This window comes from Cyclobacterium sp. 1_MG-2023 (assembly GCF_030546805.1).
Taxonomy (GTDB): Bacteria; Bacteroidota; Bacteroidia; order Cytophagales; family Cyclobacteriaceae; genus Cyclobacterium.
The window spans coordinates 521,917-542,742 of sequence record NZ_JAUOPC010000001.1 but is presented as its reverse complement, the minus strand read 5'-3'; the positions used below and the strand labels follow the sequence as shown (position 1 = coordinate 542,742).

At 35.4% G+C, this 20,826-nt stretch carries 18 protein-coding genes; 16 read left to right on the top strand and 2 right to left on the bottom strand.

Translation table 11 applies throughout. The features are described 5' to 3' along the window. Positions 1-526: 526 nt before the first annotated feature. The 10 genes from Q4534_RS02045 to lepB all read left to right on the top strand — a co-directional run bounded on the left by Q4534_RS02045 (position 527) and on the right by lepB (position 15,652). Positions 527-5,626 carry a malectin domain-containing carbohydrate-binding protein gene (locus tag Q4534_RS02045; RefSeq protein WP_303611501.1) on the top strand — a complete coding sequence of 1,700 codons (5,100 nt, stop codon included), beginning with the start codon at positions 527-529 and terminating at the stop codon, positions 5,624-5,626. A gap of 202 nt (positions 5,627-5,828) precedes the next feature. Then, positions 5,829-6,665 carry a fumarylacetoacetate hydrolase family protein gene (locus Q4534_RS02040; protein ID WP_303611500.1) on the top strand — a complete coding sequence of 279 codons (837 nt, stop codon included), beginning with the start codon at positions 5,829-5,831 and terminating at the stop codon, positions 6,663-6,665. 192 nt (positions 6,666-6,857) lie between these two features. Continuing rightward, positions 6,858-8,480 carry a CTP synthase gene (locus tag Q4534_RS02035; protein ID WP_303611499.1) on the top strand — a complete coding sequence of 541 codons (1,623 nt, stop codon included), beginning with the start codon at positions 6,858-6,860 and terminating at the stop codon, positions 8,478-8,480. Between the two features lie 51 nt (positions 8,481-8,531). Beyond that, the gene (gene yidC, locus Q4534_RS02030) at positions 8,532-10,352 is read left to right on the top strand and encodes a membrane protein insertase YidC (protein ID WP_303611498.1); all 1,821 of its coding nucleotides are present in this window, start codon (positions 8,532-8,534) and stop codon (positions 10,350-10,352) included. A gap of 470 nt (positions 10,353-10,822) precedes the next feature. Beyond that, positions 10,823-11,506, top strand: a complete 684-nt coding sequence (locus tag Q4534_RS02025) for a metal-dependent hydrolase (RefSeq protein ID WP_303611497.1) — start codon at positions 10,823-10,825, stop codon at positions 11,504-11,506. Positions 11,507-11,512: 6 nt separating this feature from the next. Next, positions 11,513-12,292 (top strand): ParA family protein, encoded by a 780-nt coding sequence (locus Q4534_RS02020; protein ID WP_303611496.1) that lies wholly within the window; start codon positions 11,513-11,515, stop codon positions 12,290-12,292. A gap of 13 nt (positions 12,293-12,305) precedes the next feature. Further along, positions 12,306-13,229, top strand: coding sequence for a ParB/RepB/Spo0J family partition protein (locus Q4534_RS02015; protein WP_303611495.1), 924 nt, complete (start codon positions 12,306-12,308; stop codon positions 13,227-13,229). 21 nt (positions 13,230-13,250) lie between these two features. After that, positions 13,251-13,838 (top strand): DUF5683 domain-containing protein, encoded by a 588-nt coding sequence (locus tag Q4534_RS02010; protein WP_303611494.1) that lies wholly within the window; start codon positions 13,251-13,253, stop codon positions 13,836-13,838. 1 nt (position 13,839) lies between these two features. After that, entirely contained in the window at positions 13,840-14,565 is a 726-nt protein-coding gene (dapB, locus tag Q4534_RS02005; protein WP_303611493.1) for a 4-hydroxy-tetrahydrodipicolinate reductase, read from the top strand. 10 nt (positions 14,566-14,575) lie between these two features. Next, the gene (gene lepB / locus Q4534_RS02000; RefSeq protein WP_303611492.1) at positions 14,576-15,652 is read left to right on the top strand and encodes a signal peptidase I; all 1,077 of its coding nucleotides are present in this window, start codon (positions 14,576-14,578) and stop codon (positions 15,650-15,652) included. A 313-nt stretch (positions 15,653-15,965) separates the two neighbouring features. Here lepB and ung read toward each other — a convergent pair whose 3' ends face one another. Beyond that, positions 15,966-16,628 carry a uracil-DNA glycosylase gene (gene ung, locus Q4534_RS01995; protein ID WP_303611491.1) on the bottom strand — a complete coding sequence of 221 codons (663 nt, stop codon included), beginning with the start codon at positions 16,626-16,628 and terminating at the stop codon, positions 15,966-15,968. Between the two features lie 72 nt (positions 16,629-16,700). Between ung and apaG the strand changes: the two genes are divergently transcribed. From apaG to rplI, 6 genes are all read left to right on the top strand, one after another. After that, the gene (apaG, locus tag Q4534_RS01990) at positions 16,701-17,087 is read left to right on the top strand and encodes a Co2+/Mg2+ efflux protein ApaG (protein WP_303611490.1); all 387 of its coding nucleotides are present in this window, start codon (positions 16,701-16,703) and stop codon (positions 17,085-17,087) included. A gap of 157 nt (positions 17,088-17,244) precedes the next feature. After that, positions 17,245-17,871: an O-methyltransferase gene (locus Q4534_RS01985; protein WP_303611489.1), complete on the top strand. Its 627-nt coding sequence runs from the start codon at positions 17,245-17,247 to the stop codon at positions 17,869-17,871. 448 nt (positions 17,872-18,319) lie between these two features. Further along, entirely contained in the window at positions 18,320-19,243 is a 924-nt protein-coding gene (locus Q4534_RS01980; RefSeq protein WP_303611488.1) for a hypothetical protein, read from the top strand. Positions 19,244-19,322: 79 nt separating this feature from the next. Beyond that, positions 19,323-19,694 (top strand): 30S ribosomal protein S6, encoded by a 372-nt coding sequence (gene rpsF, locus Q4534_RS01975; RefSeq protein ID WP_014022377.1) that lies wholly within the window; start codon positions 19,323-19,325, stop codon positions 19,692-19,694. Continuing rightward, positions 19,691-19,942, top strand: coding sequence for a 30S ribosomal protein S18 (gene rpsR, locus Q4534_RS01970; RefSeq protein WP_014022376.1), 252 nt, complete (start codon positions 19,691-19,693; stop codon positions 19,940-19,942). The genes rpsF and rpsR overlap by 4 nt, the downstream gene beginning before the upstream one ends. 38 nt (positions 19,943-19,980) lie before the next feature. Further along, positions 19,981-20,424, top strand: coding sequence for a 50S ribosomal protein L9 (gene rplI, locus Q4534_RS01965; protein ID WP_303611487.1), 444 nt, complete (start codon positions 19,981-19,983; stop codon positions 20,422-20,424). Positions 20,425-20,474: 50 nt separating this feature from the next. Here rplI and Q4534_RS01960 read toward each other — a convergent pair whose 3' ends face one another. Beyond that, positions 20,475-20,723, bottom strand: coding sequence for a hypothetical protein (locus tag Q4534_RS01960; RefSeq protein ID WP_303611486.1), 249 nt, complete (start codon positions 20,721-20,723; stop codon positions 20,475-20,477). Positions 20,724-20,826: the final 103 nt, after the last annotated feature.

Below are 20,826 nucleotides of genomic sequence, written 5' to 3'. Positions count from 1 at the left end.
TCAGGGTGTGTAATGCATCTTTATCGATAGGTTAAAAATGAATTGTTTTTTGTATACTAAAAAAGTATATAAATATTATATTAATTGTAAAATGCTATTATTAATAATTATTATATTCATTATAATAGATCGTATTATTAAGGGTTGATATCGTGTAATATATTTATTATAATTTTTTTTTATTTTTTTTTCATCACCTCTTTTTACAATTACCTGCAAAATTAAGACTTCCAAAAGCAATATCTCAATTACCTGTTGAAAATGTTCAATTAGAAGCCGTTTTTCACAATGATTGTGATCATCTAAGTATTTGTTTTTAAGTATAATATATCGTTAATTATTTAAAAGAGATTCATATTTAGAATTTCATTTTGATATATATGAAAATCAAAAAACAAGATTCTTTTAATCGAAATACCATTTTGAGAATTCATAAATCAAAAAAAGTAGGATAAAATAAACATAGCCTTGAACTTCAAGGCGGATCCTAAATAACGAAGTAATATAAACTTTAAAATAAATTACCATGAAAGCTTCATTTTTTACTCTTATTATTTTGATTTCGTTAGCAATGTCATTAAGTCAGGGATATGCTGCAAATTATTATATTTCTCAGGAAAAGGGAGATGATAATCGAACTTCTAAAGAAGCACAGAACCCAAACACTCCATGGAGATCAATTGATAAAATTAATTCTATATTCAATTATTTAAATCCTGGTGATGCTGTTCTATTTAATAGAGGAGAAGTTTATTATGGTATGCTACATATTAAATCTTCCGGGTCTACAACTTCTCCCATAAAAATTGGAGCTTACGGCTCTGGTTCCAAACCAGTCATTACTTCATTGAAAACTGTAAGTGGTTGGAAGTCCATAGGAAATGGGATTTATGAGAGCACCAAGACTATAGCTACCAATTCTGTTGAGGTGGTTTTAATTAATGGGGAAATTTATGAGTTGGGAAGGTATCCAAATAGTGATGTAGCTAATGAAGGTTATTTAAAAATTGAAAGTGTTAAAGGAAATTACTTGCTTTCCAGCAGTGAGTTAAGCGGTTCACCGAGTTGGAATGGTGGTGAGGTTGTCATTAAGAAAAACCAATGGGTTATTGATACACATGAAATTACCTCACACAGTGGGGGGCAGGTTAAGTTTAACGCTAGCAATAGTGCATATCCTGTTGAGGTAGACTTTGGTTTTTTTATCCAAAATCATATCAAAACCCTTGATACTTTTGGAGAATGGTATTTTAATCCATCCACTAGGAAAATTAACATCTACTTTGGAAATCAAAACCCTTCCTCAATGGAGGTAGAAGTGAGTACACTGGATAACTTATTGATAAAAGACTATAGGGATACGAATATTATTGTTGAGAATTTAAATTTTAAAGGTGTAAATGGTGATGCTATTAGATTAGAAGGAGGAAAAAATATTAAAATCCTTGATTCTGAAATCAATTTTGTTGGTGAAAATGGTATTCTTGCTTTAAGTGTGGTCGAATTACAAGTTGAAAGGAATAAATTCAATAACACTTATAATAATGGGATGTATCTTAGGTATGGAAATGACAATGCAATCATCAAAGACAATGAAATAAGGAAGACTGCATTAATTGCTGGAAGGACACAAAATCAGGATGCTGCAGGAATAGGGATTTTCGCTTATGGGGAGAAAGTATTGGTTCAAAACAATAAGGTAATCAATTCTGGGTTTAATGGAATCCAATTTAGCGGAAACTACTCAATTGTAAAAAATAATTATGTAGATACTTTTTGCCAAATTAAAGGTGATGGAGGTGGAATATATACTTTTGGAGGTGTTAAATACCAAGGGTATAAAGGAAGAAAAATTGAAGGTAATATTGTAGTGAACAGTATTGGTAGTAGGGGGGGGATCCCTGATAAAGGTGTAAACTATAGGCCATTGGCAGAAGGTATATTTTTAGATGACCATTCCAATAATATAGAGATTATAGGGAATACAGTTGGCAATACCGAGAACAATGGTTTGAAAATGTCAAATGTTAATAATATACTTGTTGAAAACAATACTTTTTTTAACTCACATACATCCATTACTTTAGGCAATAATGTAATTGGAGATGATACCAGAGGAGTTACAATAAACAATAACCAACTTTTTGCCAAAACTGCAGATCAAAATTCCTATAATATCAACACGCACAAAGATGATCTTGAAATTATGGCTGAATTTGACAAAAACTATTTTTTCAGACCTTTGGGTGATGAGTTCAGTATATATAATGAATATACTAAAAATGGAAAATCCATAGCGGCCATCGACAACTTAAAACAATGGAATGAGAAATTTGGGAAAGACAATAATTCTGTAAGTAATTCAATAGATCTGGCCACTTATACCATTGATAAAAAAATTGGATCTAGTCTTTATTCTAACTCTTCATTTGAAAAGAATACGAATGGTATTTCTTGCAGCAATTGTTCTCAGAAATGGGATGCTAATAGTGAAATGAATGGCGGAAGCATTAAAGTTACCAATTCAGGTAATGGTTCTTTAAAGTTAAACCTAGGGAAATTAAAAAAGGAAAAAACTTACCTGTTAAAGTTTAAAGCTTTAGCCAATAAGGAAGCAAACATCCAAACTTATTTAAGGTATACCGGTACCCCTTGGGAGAAATTATCAGGAATGACCACTTTCCAGATTAAGAAAGAATTGGATACCTATGAAGTATTGGTGTCTCCATTTATGGATGCTGAGGAGGTATCTCTTTTGATTTCTACTTCTGAAGATAATTTCACTTACTGGATGGATGATCTGGAATTTGTGGAAGTTGAAGCATCTTTTATCGACCCTGATGAGGAAATCATTTTTGAAATTAACCCTTCTCATAACAGTAAGACTATTGCTTTATCAGGCGAGTACGTAAATGCCAAACTTGAAAAATTCTCAGGTAAAGTAACTATTCCTGCTTATGGTTCTGTAGTGCTAATCCGTGTTTCCAAAGATGCTGTACTCGAAAAAGTTGAGGAGATTGAAAAAAACACAGAAGAAGCTGAGGCTTCCTATTATCACTTTGGCAATGATGGTCCAATCACTTATAAAGGAGAGGTTTTTGAAAAGCTAAGCACGGATTATTTTCTTACTTCAGGTTCCAATGTTTCCAATAATGAGAATGGGAGTGAGGAGACCTTATTTCAATCTGCAAGGTTTGACAATGAACTCTCCTTTGAGATCCCTGTAGCAAATGGAAGTTACACTGTAGTGACGTATTATAATGAATTATATTTCGGTGAAAACGGAAGGTCTCAAAAAGCAGGACAAAGGGTATTCGACATATTGATGGAAGGCGAATTGGTAAAAGACAACTTAGACCTTTATTTAGAAAATAAGAATAAAGAAACTACCCTCACTTTTAATGAGATTAAGGTAAACGATGGATATTTAAATCTTGATCTTAAAGCTTCAGCTAACAATGCCTTAATTTCTGCAATTGCCATTATTCCGGAAAATAAAGAGATTTTAAAACCAAGCATAAACCTGTCTATTAAAGAAGGTACTTCCCAACTAACTGAAGGAGATAAACTTACTTTGGTTAGTGAAATAACGAACCTAGATGAGGATATTGAAAAAGTCGATTTCTATTGCGGTTTAAAATTGGTCGGAACATCTGTTGAAAAACCTTTCCAAGCTGTTATTGACGAAATTCCTTCAGGAGAAAATTATGTTTGGGCTACTGTGACAGACAAAAAAGGAAATGTTAACACCTCTGAAGAACTAGAATTTATTGCCGAAGAAAAGGTGGTTGTTGTTGAAGAAAGTAAGCCTGTTGAAAACGATCTTGATGATGCCCTGAAAGGATTGTTTTATCACATAGGTTTTGATGGTGATATTGAATACGATGGCCAAGATTTTATTAATTTAAACCGAGACTTTTTATTGAGTACAGGAACAAATGTTTCCGTAAATAAGGCCGGTAGTGATAAAGAATTGTTTCAATCTGCTAGATTCAATGATGAATTATTATTCAAAATCCCCGTAGAAAATGGTACCTATACTATAGTTACTTATCATAATGAATTGTATTTTGGGGAAAATGGAAGGACTGAAAAAGCCGGTCAACGTGTATTTGATATTACCATTGAAGGTAAAGTTGTAAAAGATAACCTTGACCTTTATTTGGAAAATAAAAATCAAGAAACTGAACTTACTTTTGAATCTATTGAGATATCTGATGGTTATTTAAATCTTGATCTTAAGGCTTCGTACAATAATGCATTGATTTCTGCAATAGCTATTATTCCTGATTCAGCCTCTCCTCAGGACTTGGGAGGTTTTGCTATGCACCTTAATACAAATGGACAAAATGAAGTTGTTTACCAAGAAAATAGTTTTGTCTCCGGTGTTAAATACATCAGTTCTTCAAATAGCAAAACTTCAAGCAACACAAGTGCGAGTAGTGAAAAAATCTTCCAATCTGAAAGGTATGCCAAGCAAATAAATTTTGATATCCCTGTAGAGAACGGAACTTATACCATAAAAACCTATCACAATGAGTTGTACTTTGGTAAAGGAGGAGCTAATGCTAGAGAAGGAAGAAGGGTGTATGACATCTTCTTAGAAGACGAAATAGTAGCTGATAACTTTGACATCTTCAAATACAATAACAACAACCAAACTATTCTTACCTATGAAGGGATTGAAGTAAAAGATGGTGTTTTAAACCTTGATTTAATAGCAAGCGTAAACAATGCTTCTATTTCCGGCATTTCTATTATTGAAGAGACTAATAGTTCCACCCAAACTGCCGGTTCTGATCACCTGTTTTTCTTAAATACCGGAAGTGATTCAGATGCAACCCTGGGTGGCATCACTTATCTGGCAGAATCAAAAACGGATCAATTTTATAATGATGGTACCGGTCGATATAACAACACCAAAGCAGATGTTGAAAGCCTATTTCAAACAGAAAGAAGCGGAAAAAATTTGGTTTACACTATTCCTGTTCCCAATGGAACCTATACTGTATTTACCATGCATCATGAGGTATGGTTTGGATATGGAGGAGGTACTGCCAAAGCCGGTAAAAGAGTTTACGATATCTCTTTGCAGGGTGAAGTATTGAAAAATGATTTTGATTTATTTGTTGAAAATAATAATGCTCCAACCCTGTTGTCTTTCGATAATATTGAAGTTACCAATGGCCAGTTGACTTTAGAATTGAATGCCACTGTAAACAATGCAAGTATCTCAGGTATAGCCATTGTAGGAAACGCTGCTAAAGGTGGTGAAGTGGCTGCAAACCTTAGAACTACCACAAGAGGTTATAAAGAAATGAATGATAGAGGCTATAAAGAAATGGACGTTTATACTGAAACTGTAGCTCAGGAAGAGGTTAGAATTTTCCCAAATCCAGCCAAAGGAAGAGCTACTTTAGAACTCAATGCTGAAATTGGATTGGGAAGAGTGATTATCCACAATATGAATGGTCAATTGGTTAGCCATTTTGATTTAGCCAGTATTAAAACTGCCGAAAATCAGTTTAATATCCCTCTAGATAACCTTTCTCAAGGTGTTTACCTTGTAAGTATTAGCAACGAGCAAACAATTATCAATAAACAACGACTTATCGTTAATCCTTAATTTTCTGTATAGTTTTCAATCAAAAAATGTCCCGATTTAATACGGGACATTTTTTTTGCTTGTTTGAGTTTAAATTTGGTTATCGGTTTACCTAAAGTATTTGCTATACTGATTAATAGGGAATGAATAAAAATTAAATTTGGCATGGTATAAATCAAAATTAATTCGCTTTTTTAAACTACATATTTTAAGTTTGTTTCTTATGAAAGTTTATAGAACCAAAAAAGGTATTGTAATAGAAGAAAGCAATCATTTTTATACTTTGCCCGATGAAAATTGGGACCTGTTTATCAATGACGACAATCTATATAATAAGGTCCAAAACATCATCCAATCATCTGAGATTTCACCGGATGGTCATCATTGGATCAAAGATGGTTTATTGGCGCCTGTTGGTAGCCAGGAAGTATGGGCCAGTGGAGTGACCTATTTTAAAAGTAAATTAGGCAGGCAAGAAGAATCCAAAGACAGTGGAGGAGGGACCTTTTACGAAAAAGTTTACAATGCTGCTCGGCCGGAATTGTTTATGAAAGCTACAGGCCCCAATGTAAGAGGGCATTTGCAAAAAGTACGCATCAGAAAAGATTCTACTTGGGATGTGCCTGAACCGGAATTAACCTTACTAGTAAGTTCTTCCGGAAAGATCTTGGGCTATACCATCGGAAATGACATGAGCTCTAGGAGTATAGAAGGGGAGAACCCATTGTATCTCCCACAGGCCAAGGTATACAAAGGAAGTGCTGCTATAGGCCCATGTATACTGGTCACTGACCAACCTTTACCCAGAGATTCAGAGATTAAATTAGAAGTTATCAGAGATAGTAATTTAATTTTTAGTGATACCATCACCATAGATCAAATCAAAAGAGAACTTAAGGAGCTGGTTACTTATTTATATGCAGAGTACGATTTTCAATCAGGTTCATTTTTAATGACAGGAACAGGAATTGTACCTGGAAGTGACTTTACTTTGGTCTCTAAAGATGTTGTTAAAATCCAGATAAGTGGAATTGGTACCCTAATAAATCCCGTAGAATAAAAAAGCAAGGAAATGAAGGTTTGATTTGCGACTCAATTGCTAAAGCTTTGCTAGTGGGCTAGTTAATCTTATGTGACAACTAAATCACTTTTGAAATCAAAATTTTAAAGCAATTCTAAGCCTTCAAGTCAATTATTTTACCTAATTTTGAATCCCATAAGAATATAAACAAAATTTCATATAACCATTCTTATGGCTGCGTCTACAAAACATATATTTATTACCGGAGGAGTTACTTCCTCACTTGGAAAAGGAATTATAGCTGCCTCATTGGCCAAGCTTCTTCAATCAAGAGGAATTTCTGTTACCATCCAAAAATTCGATCCCTACCTAAACATTGATCCAGGAACTTTGAACCCCTATGAACATGGTGAATGCTATGTTACTGAGGATGGCGCAGAAACTGATTTGGATTTGGGTCACTACGAAAGATTCTTAAATTCAACCACCTCACAGGGAAACAATGTAACCACGGGGAGGATATATAACAATGTCATCACCAAAGAGAGGAACGGTGAATTTTTAGGTAAAACCGTGCAGGTGATCCCTCATATCACAGATGAGATAAAAAACAACTTTTACAAACTTGGGAATGATGGTAAATATGATGTAATCATTACTGAAATCGGTGGTTGTGTAGGCGATATTGAGTCCCTCCCTTTTGTGGAAGCAGTTAGACAAGCAAGGTGGGACCTAGGCCCCAATAACTTTTTGGTAATCCATCTTACACTAATTCCTTTTCTTTCTGCTGCAAAGGAGTTGAAGACAAAGCCAACCCAGCATTCGGTTAAGCAATTATTGGAAGCAGGAGTACAACCTGATATCCTTGTTTGTAGAACAGAACACCATTTACCTGTTGATGTCAAAAAGAAAATTGCCCAATTCTGCAATGTTCAATTGAATTGTGTAATTGAAGCAATGGATGCTGACTCTATTTACGACGTTCCTTTATTGATGAAAAAAGAACGGCTTGATGAGCGGGTGATGACCAAATTAAAAATTTCGTCCAAGACCAATACTGAATTGGAACAATGGAAAGAATTTTTGGGTAAACTCAAAAACCCTACCATGGAGGTAGATATAGCCCTTATTGGGAAATATGTTTCACTTCCGGATGCCTATAAATCAATAATTGAATCTTTTATTCATGCAGGTACTTCATTAGAATGTAAAGTAAACTTACATTTGGTGTCTTCGGAGGAGTTAAATGAAGTAAATATTGGTAAAAAGCTAGAGCTGATGGATGGTGTTTTGGTTGCACCTGGTTTTGGAGTGAGGGGACTTGCAGGAAAACTTATTGCCACCAAGTATGCAAGAGAAAATTTAATCCCTTTCTTTGGAATCTGCCTAGGGATGCAAGTTGCTGTTATTGAGTTTGCAAAAAATGTCTTGGGCAAAGCTGATGCTTCTTCTAGTGAATTAGAACCTGATTGTAAAGATCCTGTTATTTTTCTTATGGAAGAGCAAAAAGGTGTCAAGCAAATGGGGGGAACCATGCGACTGGGGGCATATCCTTGTGAGATGAAGAAAGGATCTTTAGCTTATAAAGCTTATGGAAAACCAAAAATTACAGAAAGGCATAGACACAGGTATGAGTTCAATAACAATTACCTCAAGGAATTTGAGAAACATGGAATGATAGCTTCCGGAAAAAACCCTGACAAAGGCTTGGTTGAAATTATTGAATTGAAAGATCATCCTTGGTTTGTGGGAACCCAATTTCATCCGGAATACAAAAGTACTGTTTTGAATCCCCACCCATTGTTTGTGCGGTTTATTAAGGCAGTCAGTGAAAATAAAAGGAATAAATCTTAAAATAATTATTAAGTGACAGGTTTTAACCTGTATCAAACAACCGATTGAATTATGGATAAAAATCAAGCGACAGGACTAATTCTTTTCGCAGCGGTAATTTTGGTTTATTCGCTCTTCTTTGCGAGCGATCCACAACCAGTTATCGAACCCCAAACAAGCAATGGAAGTACGCAAGTACAATCTAGTGCAGCCAATGATGAGCAAGGCTCAGAGGGCATTGAAAGTGTAAATATTGATAGTCTACAAAATATTGCAGCCAAGCAGAAATACGGTGACTTTTCAGGCCTTGTCAATGGACAGGAAAGTGAAACAATATTAGAGAATGATGATGTTAAAATCACATTATCTAATAAGGGTGGTGAAATTCAAAAAGTCGAAGTCAAAGGATTCAAAACCTATGACCAGAAACCACTCATTATTTTTGATAGTGAAACCGGTGCGATAGATTATAGAATTAAGGCTTCAAAAGGTGAATTAAGCTTAAATGATCTTTTCTTTGACGTAAATGAAGCTAGTGAAGTTGTAGACGAGGAGCCAGTAAACACAGTAACTTTTACCGCCAATGCAGGTTCAGGAAAAATAGTAAGAAAATACCAATTGCCATCATCTGGTTATCAGCTTTCCCATAAAATCGAAGGTGAAGGGTTGAATAACCTGATTAATGATGATGTTTTGACCATCAACTGGCAGAGCGAACTCAAAAGGCTGGAAGAAGATATGGGAGAATCCAGAAGGAAAACCTATATGAATTTCTATACTGCTGATGAAACTTATGATTATTTATCTACTGGTGAAGGAGAGGATTCAGAACAAGTAGGCGAACCGATAAAATGGGTGGCTTTTAAACAGCGATTTTTCACATCGGGTATTATAGCCAAAGAGCAGTTTAACAGCGGTAACCTTGCCCAAGAAACTCCGATTGATTCATCTTATGTAAAAAACATGTCGGCCACCTTACAACTCCCCATCAATGGAGAAGTAAGTTATTATTTTGGCCCTAATAATTATAAGGTACTCAAAAATGTGACGCCCGAGTTTGATAAAAATGTAGACATGGGCTATATTTTTGTTAGCTGGGTAAACAAATACATCATTGTAAACTTGTTTCATTGGCTTGAGAATTTCTTCAACAACTATGGTGTAATTATCATATTGATCGTATTTATTATTAAGTTATTCTTATTGCCGTTGACTTATAAGTCATATATTGGAATGGCTAAGATGCGGGTGATTAAGCCTGAAATCGATGAGTTAAAAGAAAAATACGGAGAAGATCAAACCAAAATGCAACAAGAGCAGATGAAGCTCTTTAGCCAACTCGGGGTTAGTCCTATTTCTGGTTGTTTGCCTATGGTGCTTCAAATGCCCTTCTTATTGGCGATGTTCTTTTTCTTTCCAAACTCTATTGAATTAAGACAGGAGTCGTTTTTATGGGCGCATGACCTTTCTACCTACGACTCAATAGTCAACTTACCCTTTACCATACCATTTTATGGTTCACATGTAAGTTTATTTACCTTACTGATGACTGTTTCTCAAATTGCCTATACGCATTTCAACAATCAGTTGACTACTGCTCAAGGGCCAATGAAGAATATTGGTTATGTAATGCCTGTAGTATTTATGTTTGTTTTAAACTCTTTCCCTGCAGCACTTAGTTTCTATTATTTTGTATCCAATATGGTTACTTTTGGTCAGCAATATTTGATCAAACAGTTTGTGGATGATGATAAAATCAGAGCCAAGGTGGAAGAAAGCAAGCTTAAAAATGCAAATAAGAAAAAATCCAAGTTTCAGATGAAAATAGAGCAGGCAATGAAAGCCGCAGAAAATAATAAAACTGAAACCAAAAAGAGAAAAGGAAAAAAATAAATAGGATTTACTTAAATCTAAAACAAGAAAGGCATGGTGTATTCCATGCCTTTCTTGTTTTACTTATGGTTAGATTTTAAGACAGTGATCTACGGTGCTTTTATCTTTGGTTTACTGATGGTAGAAGTCTACAATTAATCTGATTAATATACTGCTTGAATTATTAGAGCTTGAATTTTAGACAAAAAGCTTTTGCCCTTGTAGATGTTTTCAAATAGATTTCTTGTGTGATTTTTCACTTAAATTGAGTTATAAGAGAATCACTCTAAGCCTTAGCAATTTCACCGTCTATGTAATTCTTTAGTAGATGATGTAATCCTTTAATAATTAAATGATTAAATGTGTTTTTGTAGCGATTCTTTCCCTTTTCCTTTATTTTTAAATTCCGGATCCATTAAGCTTGCTGGTCATAGTTCGGATTAAAATGATATATTTGTAATCGCATGAAAAATCGAAATTCAAAATAATCTATGATTGAACTGAAGTATTTTGGTCATTCGACTTTCTTGGTGGAAATAGGAGGGAAATCACTGATATTTGATCCCTTTATTTCACCCAATCCCCTTGCTTCCGACATTGAAATTGATAAGATCAAAACGGATTATGTTTTGGTTAGTCATGGACATGAAGATCATGTTTTCGATGTGGAAAAAATCGTTTCAAACAATGAGGCCACATTGGTTTCAAATTTTGAAATCGTAACATGGTATCAGAACAAAGGAGTTAAAAATGTTTGGGGAATGAATCATGGTGGATCCAAGGCATTTGATTTTGGAAATATCAAATATGTGAATGCCATACATAGCAGCGCTCTTCCAGATGGTTCTTATGGTGGCAATCCTGGTGGTTTTGTTATTGAATCGGAGCAGGGTACCTTTTATTTCGCAGGAGATACCGCCTTAAGTTATGACATGAAATTAATTGGAGAATCCTTTGACATTGATTTTGCAATTTTACCAATTGGGGATAACTTTACCATGGGTATAACCGATGCATTAAAAGCTGCTGAATTTGTTGGGACTGATAAAATTATTGGCATGCACTATGATACATTTGAACCAATTACAATAGATAGAATTAAAGTAAAAAGAGAGGCAGAAAAGAGTGGGAAAGAATTGATTTTGCTAAACATAGGAGAAAGTATTTCGCTATAAAAGACAATGGGAAAAGTAATCGCAATAGCCAACCAAAAAGGAGGCGTAGGAAAAACCACTACTGCCATGAATCTTGCAGCCAGTTTGGCTGTGTTAGAATACAGGACTTTGGTGATCGATGCAGATCCCCAGGCCAATACCACGTCTGGGCTAGGCTTTGATCCTAAGGAAATAGAAACAAGCATTTATGAATGTATGGTCAATGAAAGTGATATCAATGAAATCATTATATCTACTGAAATCGATCATTTGGATTTGGTGCCTTCACATATAGACCTGGTAGGAGCGGAAGTTGAGATGGTAAACCTGGAGGACAGGGAGGAGAAGATGAGAAGTGTGATTCAGGAAGTGAGAGATCGATATGATTTCATTATCATCGATTGTTCACCCTCACTAGGGCTAATTACAATCAATGCATTGACTGCTGCAAATTCTGTAGTAATTCCTGTACAATGTGAATACTTTGCATTGGAGGGTTTGGGTAAATTATTGAATACAATTAAAATTATTCAAACCAGGTTAAATCAAGAACTTGAGATTGAAGGTATACTTTTAACAATGTATGACGTTAGACTAAGACTATCCAACCAAGTTGTGGAAGAGGTACGCATGCATTTTAAAGACATGACTTTCGACACCATCATTCCTAGGAATGTAAAATTGAGTGAGTCACCTAGCTTTGGTATGCCGGTGGTGGCTTTTGATGCCACAGGAAAAGGAGCTGTTGCTTACTTAAATTTGGCCAATGAAATTGCCGTTAAAAATGGTATGGCGAAAGAAAATTGAATAAATAATAACAATGGCTGTTAATAAATCAAATATTAAAAAAAGAGGTGCCTTGGGTAAAGGCTTGGGTGCCTTGCTGAAAGATTCTCCCGGAAAGGAGAAAAGTGGTGACAATAGTGAAAAACAAAATCCTGTAGCAGGAATTTTTGAAGTGCCTTTGGAAGAGGTTCAGGTAAACCCTTACCAACCGAGAACTTATTTTGATAAGACTGCCCTTGAAGAGCTGTCTGAGTCTATAAAAGTACAGGGGATTATTCAGCCCATTACGGTGAGAAGATTAGCAGATAATGAATATCAACTAATTTCCGGGGAAAGGAGATTTCAAGCATCTAAACTTGCCGGTCTCAAACAAATACCCGCATACGTTCGAACTGCCAATGACCAGCAAATGCTGGAAATGGCCCTTATTGAAAACATTCAAAGGGAAAACCTTAATGCTTTGGAAATTGCGCATTCATACCAGAGACTATTGGCAGAATGTGAACTCAAGCAAGAACAACTTGGGGATAGGGTAGGAAAGAACCGGACTACCGTAAACAATTACCTTCGTTTATTGAAATTGCCACCGGATATTCAAGCCGGTATCAGGGATCAAAAAATCAGTATGGGTCATGCCAGGGCATTGATTAATATTGAGGATGTAGACAAACAACTTGCCATCTTTAAAAAGACGGTGGAAGAAGAGTTGAGTGTAAGAAAAGTGGAAGCCTTGGTCAAAGAATTGAATGATGGATCCCCTAAAAAAGCAGATAAGGAGAAAGAAGCTTTAGATCCGGTCAAGAAATATGAGATCAATAAGCTTCAACAGAAATTGGCTTCTCATTTTGGTACCAAGGTTTCTTTAAAGTCCGATAAAAAAGATAAGGGTGAAATAAAGATTCCTTTTCACTCTACCAGTGACCTTAACAGAATCTTGGAAATTCTAGAATTGATCTAAGTGAAATGCCGATTTTTCATTATGGCAAATAAATTTAATCCTAAAACAAAGCTTTGGCATATTGTTTTAGGATTTTTGTGTCTTTTTCTGGTTCATTCTGTAAATGCTCAAGAAATAGATAACAATGACTCCCTGACTGACTCTATAGGCTTTGAAGCACCTAAAAATGTTAAAGATCCTAAAAAAGCAATCTATTTATCTTTAATTTTCCCTGGAGCAGGGCAGGTTTATAATGAAAAAGTCTGGAAATTACCTTTACTTTACAGCGGTGTTTCTACGGCGATTTATTTTTTGAACTTTAACAATAGGAGGTACAAAGAGTTTATTGCTGCACTGGAAATAGTAAGGGAGGGTACAGAAACCAACCCTTTTCCCAATTTAAATGAAGATGGAATTATAAGAAACGTCAATTACTGGAGGAGAAATAGAGATGCCATGTACATGGTTTTTGGAGCAATATATGCTTTGGGGGCTGTAGATGCTTTTGTAGATGCCCATCTCTCGGGATTCGATGTTAGTGATGACCTTACCTTCAAACTTGAACCCAGTATGGAGCCTATGTTGGCAAATAATAATGCCATTGGGCTTTCATTAAAAATAAAATTTTAATATGAATATTCTGATATTAGGCTACGGAAAAATGGGAAAAATTATCTCCCAAATGGCTGAGGAAAGAGGCCATCGTATTGTTGCCAAAATTAATATTGAAAATGTTGCAGACCTAGATCATTTGAATACAGATGAAATAGATGTTGCCATTGAATTTAGCCAACCAAGTTCTGCAGTTGGAAACATTACCTGGTGCATGCAACACCATGTGCCTGTGGTGGTGGGAACTACAGGGTGGATGGATGAAAAAGAGGCAATGACTGAGCTATGTACGCAAAAGAATGGTGCCCTCTTCTATGCCTCTAACTTCAGCATTGGCGTAAACATCTTTTTTAAGGTCAATGCCTTCCTTGCCAAATTGATGAATGAGCAGACGGCATATCAAGCAGACCTTGAAGAAATTCATCATACAGAAAAGAAAGATGCGCCAAGCGGTACTGCAATAACTTTGGCTGAGGGATTGATCAATAATAACAAAAGATATTCCAAGTGGGAATTAAAAGAAGGCGAAGGCCAAACTGAAGAAGGGGTACTGCCCATTACTTCTAAAAGAATTGACCCTGCACCGGGCACACATATTGTATCCTACACTTCTGACATTGATGACATAACCATCAACCATACTGCACACAATAGAAAAGGCTTCGCTTTAGGGGCTGTATTGGTAGCAGAATGGCTACCCGGTAAAAAGGGTGTTTTATCAATGAATGATTTTTTGGATTTTTAATTTATAAAAAATGAGTCAAGAAAAAAACAGAAAATCAGCTTCCAGAGAATGGATTGATGCATTGCTTTTTGCCGTTATTGCAGCAAGTTTAATCAGATGGTTGCTACTGGAACCTTTTACTATCCCCACAGCCTCTATGGAAAAATCTCTGTTGGTGGGGGATTTTCTATTTGTAAGTAAAATGCATTATGGTACCAGGGTGCCAAAAACCATTCTTCAAGTTCCGCTAACCCACCAAAAAATTTGGGGTACAGAGTTGAAATCTTATTCTGAAGCCATTCAATTGCCTTATTATAGGCTACCCGGCTTTACTTCCATCAAAAGAAATGATGTGGTGGTGTTTAACTTTCCGGAGGAATTTCAATACCCCGTGGATTTGAAGACCAACTATATCAAACGGGCTGTGGCTATTCCGGGAGATGTCTTGGAAATAAAGGAAGCGCAATTGTATGTCAATGGAAAGGCAAGTGAAAACCCGGAAGAAATGCAGTTTTCATACGATGTCATTGTCAATAGACCCTTGAATGCGGAGTTTTTTGACAGGTATGGCATCAACCCTGATAGCTATTATCCATTTTCTGATAATTCAGGCTATTTTGTCTTTGCTACCGATGCAATGATCAAGGAGCTTGAACAATCTCCGGCTATATCTGCCATCCAAAAAAGGGTGAGTAAACCGGGGCAAGGGGATGCCAATATTTTCCCTGATGGCGCCTACTTTAAATGGAATAAGGATAATTTTGGTCCTTTAGAAGTACCGGCAAAAGGGCAAACCATCACCCTTGATGAAGAGAATGTTAGAAAATACTCTTTTACCATTGAAAAGTTTGAAGGGCATGAAAATGTCACTGTAGATGACAATAAATTGTTTATCGATGGGGTGGAACAACAGACCTATACCTTTAATCAAAATTATTATTTCATGATGGGGGATAACAGACACGATTCCCTTGATTCAAGATTTTGGGGATTTGTGCCTGAAGATCACGTAGTAGGGAAAGCTTGGTTCCTCTGGTTGTCTTTAGAAAAACACAAAACCATGTTTAACAAAATAAGATGGAACAGATTCTTCAAATCCATCAATTAAAAAGATTTCTCAGTTAAGCAATTCAAAAATGCATATTGAAATTGAATTGCTAGCTTAAAAGTGACAAATCCCCAGACTATGTAAATGGTCTGGGGATTTGTGTTTAATATTTTTTAAACCCGGATTATGCAATAGGGTTTCCTGAGCTTTCTCAGGGAGTATGGCAATTGTTAAAAAATCAGGCTTTTAGGTGGGTAGGATGGTATCTCTATGTTGAAAGTGAAAACATATATAAAATTCTTGCTTTGAAACGATTATAGTATAGAAAGCCTTTGCCTACTCTGAGTTAAACATAAATCTTCAAAAGTATTGGTTACCATTGAATAGGGGGTAACCCATTTTCTGCCAAGTAAGTATTGGTTTGGCTAAAATGTTTACAGCCCAAAAAGCCCCTATGAGCAGATAATGGACTTGGATGCGGAGATTGTAATTTGAGGTGTTTATCTGCCGGTATTACTACTGCCTTCTTTTGGGCATAAGCCCCCCAGAGTAAAAACACAAGGTTAGATTTATGCGCAGCTAGCTTTTCAATCACCGCAGTAGTAAAGGTTTCCCAGCCTTTTTTCTGATGGCTCCCCGCCTTGTGTGCTTCCACTGTAAGGGTTGCATTAAGCAACAAGACGCCTTGTTTGGCCCATCTTTCCAGATTTCCATTGGAAGGGAAAGGTAGATTGAGATCGCTTTTGAGTTCTTTAAAAATGTTCAATAGGGAAGGAGGGAAAGGTATGCCTTCTTTAACAGAAAAGGCCAAACCATGTGCCTGTCCGGGACCGTGATAAGGATCTTGTCCTAGAATTACTACTTTGACATTTTCTACGGGACATAAGTCAAAAGCTTTAAAGATGGAATCACCTTTTGGATAGATCGTTTTGGTCTCATATTCTGTTTTAACAAAATTCACCAATGATTCAAAGTAAGGCTTTGAAAACTCATCCCCCATTAATTGTTTCCAACTATTTTCTATTTTGACGTTCATAAATAGGTTTTCTATTGGTATATTTGACTTTAGGATTCAAATTTCGGATAAGTTTTGTATTAAAAAAACTAAATGGCTACTGCAATAACAGAAGGGATAAAAATAAGTGTGGCAGCAAGCTACCAGAAAGAGTTTTCGAACCCTAATATGCATCATTTTGTATTCACCTATAAGGTGACCATCCAAAATTGCAATCCTTTTACCGTTCAATTGCTTCGAAGAAGGTGGGAAATTCATGATGCGGCGGAAAGTCTTAAGCTTGTGGAAGGAGAAGGTGTGGTTGGTCAGCAGCCTGTATTGGAGCCCGGAAATTCACATACCTATTTGTCCGGATGCACAATCAAATCAGGAATGGGAAAAATGAAAGGTAATTTTTATGTGGAAAAATTAAACGATGGTAAAATGCTAACTGTAACCATTCCGGAATTCCAACTTATCGCTAATTTTTTCAACAATTGATCTTTCAATAATGCTTTTCCATATTCGGGAGTATTTTCTATATTTTTTGCACAAAGAAGATCAACACAGCTTACATTCACCCTATTATTTTAATTTGTATAAAGATTTAAAATCTTACCTTAAAGAAAATAAAAGCGGTAACCCCCAAATTGAAAAGGTGAGAAAGAAATTTCTTTCCTCTAGTCAAGAAATTCTGCGAACAGATTATGGTGCAGGATCTAGGTGGAGTAGGGGTCAAAAGCAAAAAGTGGCTACAATTGCAAAACATGTTAGTACCCCACTGAAATTTTCACTTATATATCAATTTCTTTGTAAACTTAGTCCTGCGAATACTGTCCTAGAACTAGGTACATCTTTGGGGATCAACACTGCTTACCTGGCAACAGTTAGCAAAGGGATACTGTATAGCTATGAAGGGGACCCAATACTGGCGGGCTTGGCGAGAGAGCACCTGTCCAAAGAATCCCATATAAACTTTGTGACAGGTAATCTAAATGAGACCCTTAAAATATCCCTTTCGGTTTTGAAAAGTATAGATTTTGTATTGATGGATGCCAACCATAGGTATGAACCGACGTTGGATTACTTTAAACAAATAGTACCGAAATTACATTCGGAAAGCATTCTGGTAATTGCAGACATCCACTGGTCAAAACAAATGAAAAAAGCTTGGCAAGAAATTAAAAATCACCCATCTGTAACCGGTAGTATTGACTTTTTTGAATGTGGTGTTTTATTTTTTGGTAAACACGGGTTAAGAAATGACTATATCCTAGAAATCTAAATCAGCTTAGACAAACCTTGCCTTGCTTTTCACGTGCAGTTGCTACCCCGTTTCAGTATTTTTCATATTTGAATGAGTTTGACGGTTTTAAATGGAAGTTGATCTAATGACCGGATAAGAGCTGGAGACTTCAACCATGGTGAAACTATAACACATAAGGCCTGAGGAAAATGAAATACAAGCCTTACTTGTCATTCAAAGGGGTTGCAAACAATTTAAAAACATTATAATTTGGTCATATTAGCTAGATTCCTTGATATCCTATGTAAATTGCTTGTTATTCGAAAGGCTTTCTAATGGATAAAGTTGATCAATATGGAGAATGTTTTAAGGCAGAAAGTGAAAAAAATATTGGTCTGATAATTGATAGGCTTAGTAAGATATATATGGACGTAAATAAATGTCGCGCTAAAAATGAAATATGCAATTGTAAAGTGTTTTTATTTGTATGAGTGAAGGAGAGAGAAATAATAAAAGCAGTATAAATGTTGACAAAGGAAAAAATATTCTAATTATCGTTTTGGTAATTTTAGTAATTCTTAGTGGGTGGAGACTTTTAAATGATCACCGTGAAAAATCTAGGATTAATGAAGAGGTAACTCATTTGACTGAAGAAAATAATCAGTTGAATACCAGACTTGATTCAATTACCAGAGAATTGGATGTTAGAATTAACGAAATCAACAGCCTTAATGGGGATGTAGAAGCTTTGGTCAAAGTCAAAGAGCAGTTGGAAAAGGAGCGAAAGCTTGATAAAAACAGGTCCGCCAATGATATTGCCAGATTGAATGCACAAATAGACAGTTATTTAACCTTATTGGAAGAAAAGGATGCTGATATTGTTCGATTGAAAGCACAAAATGTTCAGCTTTTTTCTGAAAATAAAGAGTTGAAATCGGATAAGTTTGAGATTGAGGAAGAAATGGCCAAAATCAACAAGAAGACCGATGATCTTGAAAAGAAAGTGAATCTTGCTTCTCAATTGAAAGCAGAAAACATTGTAGTGGCTGCGGTAAATTCCAGAGGTAGAGAAAGGGAAGGAGAATTTAGGAACAAACAACTTTCAAGATTGAAGGTGTCCTTTAATATATCTGACAATAAAGTAGCTGAAGCAGGTATGAGAGATGTTTTCATCCAGGTTTTGTCTCCCAATGGGCAAGTGATATTTGACATTGCCAAGGGCTCAGGTACCTTTGAATTAAATGGTAAAGAGCATTTTTATACGTTGAAGCAAGATTTCGTTTTTAATAATACCCAGCAGCAATTGACCTACTTTTATGAAAAAGGATCCGATTATGTCAAGGGAAATTACGTGGTCAAAATTTTTTCCGATGGTTGGGAAATAGGTGAAAGTAGTTTTGAAGTAAAATAAAAGTGTATTTTTTTGATTATTTGGTCATTTAGCTTAATTTTGCAAACTGTTTTAAATTATTAAACAAAAGTTAAAAAGAATGTTCCAAAAAAATTATGAAACGGTATTCATCCTTACTCCCGTTTTGTCTGAAGTTCAGATGAAGGATACCGTAGACAAGTATGTAGGCTTGTTAAAGGAATTGGGAGCAGAGGTAGTAAATGTTGAGAACTGGGGCCTAAAAAAATTGGCTTACCCTATTCAAAAGAAAACTACCGGGTTTTATGTATTGGTTGAGTACAAAGCTGATCCATCTGCAATTAAGAAGTATGAAGTAAATTTCAGAAGAGATGAGACCGTATTAAGGTTTCTAACGACTGTTATGGACAAACATGGTTTGAAATACGCAGAAAGAAGAAGAAAAGGTGAATTCAATAAAAAATCTGAAGCTAAGGAGGAGCCAGCAAAATGACATTAAAAAACGAACCAATCAACAGAGAGCAAAACAGAAAAAAATACTGTAGGTTTAGAAAATTAGGTATCAAGTATATCGATTATAAAGATCCTAACTTCTTGCTTAAATTTGTAAACGAACAAGGTAAAATTCTTCCTAGAAGATTGACAGGTAACTCTGCAAAATTTCAGAGAAAGGTTGCTCAGGCCATTAAAAAAGCCAGACATTTGGCATTATTGCCTTACGTAGCAGACGGCTTGAAATAGTTTGTCTGTAATCCTTCACCTAATAAAATATTTTAACAATGGAAGTTATCTTAAAAACAGATATAAAAGGACTAGGGTATAAAAATGACTTGGTAGATGTTAAACCAGGTTACGGAAGAAATTACCTAATTCCTCAGGGCTTTGCTTTACTTGCGACCTCTTCAAACAAGAAGATTTTGCAAGAGAATATTAAGCAAGCAGCTCATAAAGCAGAAAAAATTAAAACTGAAGCTGAAGCTGTAGCAGCTAAATTAGAAAGCATCACACTAGAAATTAAAGCGAAAATAGGCGATTCCGGAAAGATTTTTGGAAAAGTTACTACTTTGCAACTTTCTGATGCTTTGGCTGAAAAGAGCATTGATATTGATCGTAAAAAAATCTCTATCAATCAGCCGGTTACTACTTCAGGTGATTATGAAGCTGAAATTGACCTTCACAGAGAAGTTAAAACCAATGTGAAGTTTGTAGTTGTAGCTGAATAGTTATTTACATACAATATTGAATTAAAAAAGCCAGGTTTATCCTGGCTTTTTTAGTTTACAATGGCTTTCTCCAAATCTGCTATTAATTTTTTGGAAACAGATCGGCTGCTCTTACTTTTAGCCTCCTTCAAAAGTTCCAATGCAAGCATTGATTTCATTTTTAGACCATCAGGATTGTGGTCAAACCGATAACTACCCAAACACCATTTTAACTCAGCAGCTAAATTTTCATTGATTTTTAATTTGCTAAGTTTTTCGATGGTGTGTTCTACAGATTTTTCTAAAAGTGCTGAATCCATTTTCTTAATTTGTTAAAGGTTATAGTAAATCATTCAACAATATTATCAATTATTATTAAATATTGAAATTTTACTCAAAAAAATTTCTAATCTGTATTTATTA

Bases quoted from the DNA above. Each gene is read 5' to 3' on its own strand.
- lepB (WP_303611492.1), top strand. From the start codon at position 14,576: ATGAGTCAAGAAAAAAACAGAAAATCAGCTTCCAGAGAATGGATTGAT.
- Q4534_RS02010 (WP_303611494.1), top strand. From the start codon at position 13,251: ATGGCAAATAAATTTAATCCTAAAACAAAGCTTTGGCATATTGTTTTA.
- ung (WP_303611491.1), bottom strand. From the start codon at position 16,628: ATGAACGTCAAAATAGAAAATAGTTGGAAACAATTAATGGGGGATGAG.
- Q4534_RS01980 (WP_303611488.1), top strand. From the start codon at position 18,320: ATGAGTGAAGGAGAGAGAAATAATAAAAGCAGTATAAATGTTGACAAA.
- rpsF (WP_014022377.1), top strand. From the start codon at position 19,323: ATGTTCCAAAAAAATTATGAAACGGTATTCATCCTTACTCCCGTTTTG.
- Q4534_RS02025 (WP_303611497.1), top strand. From the start codon at position 10,823: ATGATTGAACTGAAGTATTTTGGTCATTCGACTTTCTTGGTGGAAATA.
- Q4534_RS02045 (WP_303611501.1), top strand. From the start codon at position 527: ATGAAAGCTTCATTTTTTACTCTTATTATTTTGATTTCGTTAGCAATG.
- yidC (WP_303611498.1), top strand. From the start codon at position 8,532: ATGGATAAAAATCAAGCGACAGGACTAATTCTTTTCGCAGCGGTAATT.
- Q4534_RS01960 (WP_303611486.1), bottom strand. From the start codon at position 20,723: ATGGATTCAGCACTTTTAGAAAAATCTGTAGAACACACCATCGAAAAA.
- rpsR (WP_014022376.1), top strand. From the start codon at position 19,691: ATGACATTAAAAAACGAACCAATCAACAGAGAGCAAAACAGAAAAAAA.
- rplI (WP_303611487.1), top strand. From the start codon at position 19,981: ATGGAAGTTATCTTAAAAACAGATATAAAAGGACTAGGGTATAAAAAT.
- Q4534_RS02035 (WP_303611499.1), top strand. From the start codon at position 6,858: ATGGCTGCGTCTACAAAACATATATTTATTACCGGAGGAGTTACTTCC.
- apaG (WP_303611490.1), top strand. From the start codon at position 16,701: ATGGCTACTGCAATAACAGAAGGGATAAAAATAAGTGTGGCAGCAAGC.
- Q4534_RS02040 (WP_303611500.1), top strand. From the start codon at position 5,829: ATGAAAGTTTATAGAACCAAAAAAGGTATTGTAATAGAAGAAAGCAAT.
- dapB (WP_303611493.1), top strand. From the start codon at position 13,840: ATGAATATTCTGATATTAGGCTACGGAAAAATGGGAAAAATTATCTCC.
- Q4534_RS02015 (WP_303611495.1), top strand. From the start codon at position 12,306: ATGGCTGTTAATAAATCAAATATTAAAAAAAGAGGTGCCTTGGGTAAA.
- Q4534_RS02020 (WP_303611496.1), top strand. From the start codon at position 11,513: ATGGGAAAAGTAATCGCAATAGCCAACCAAAAAGGAGGCGTAGGAAAA.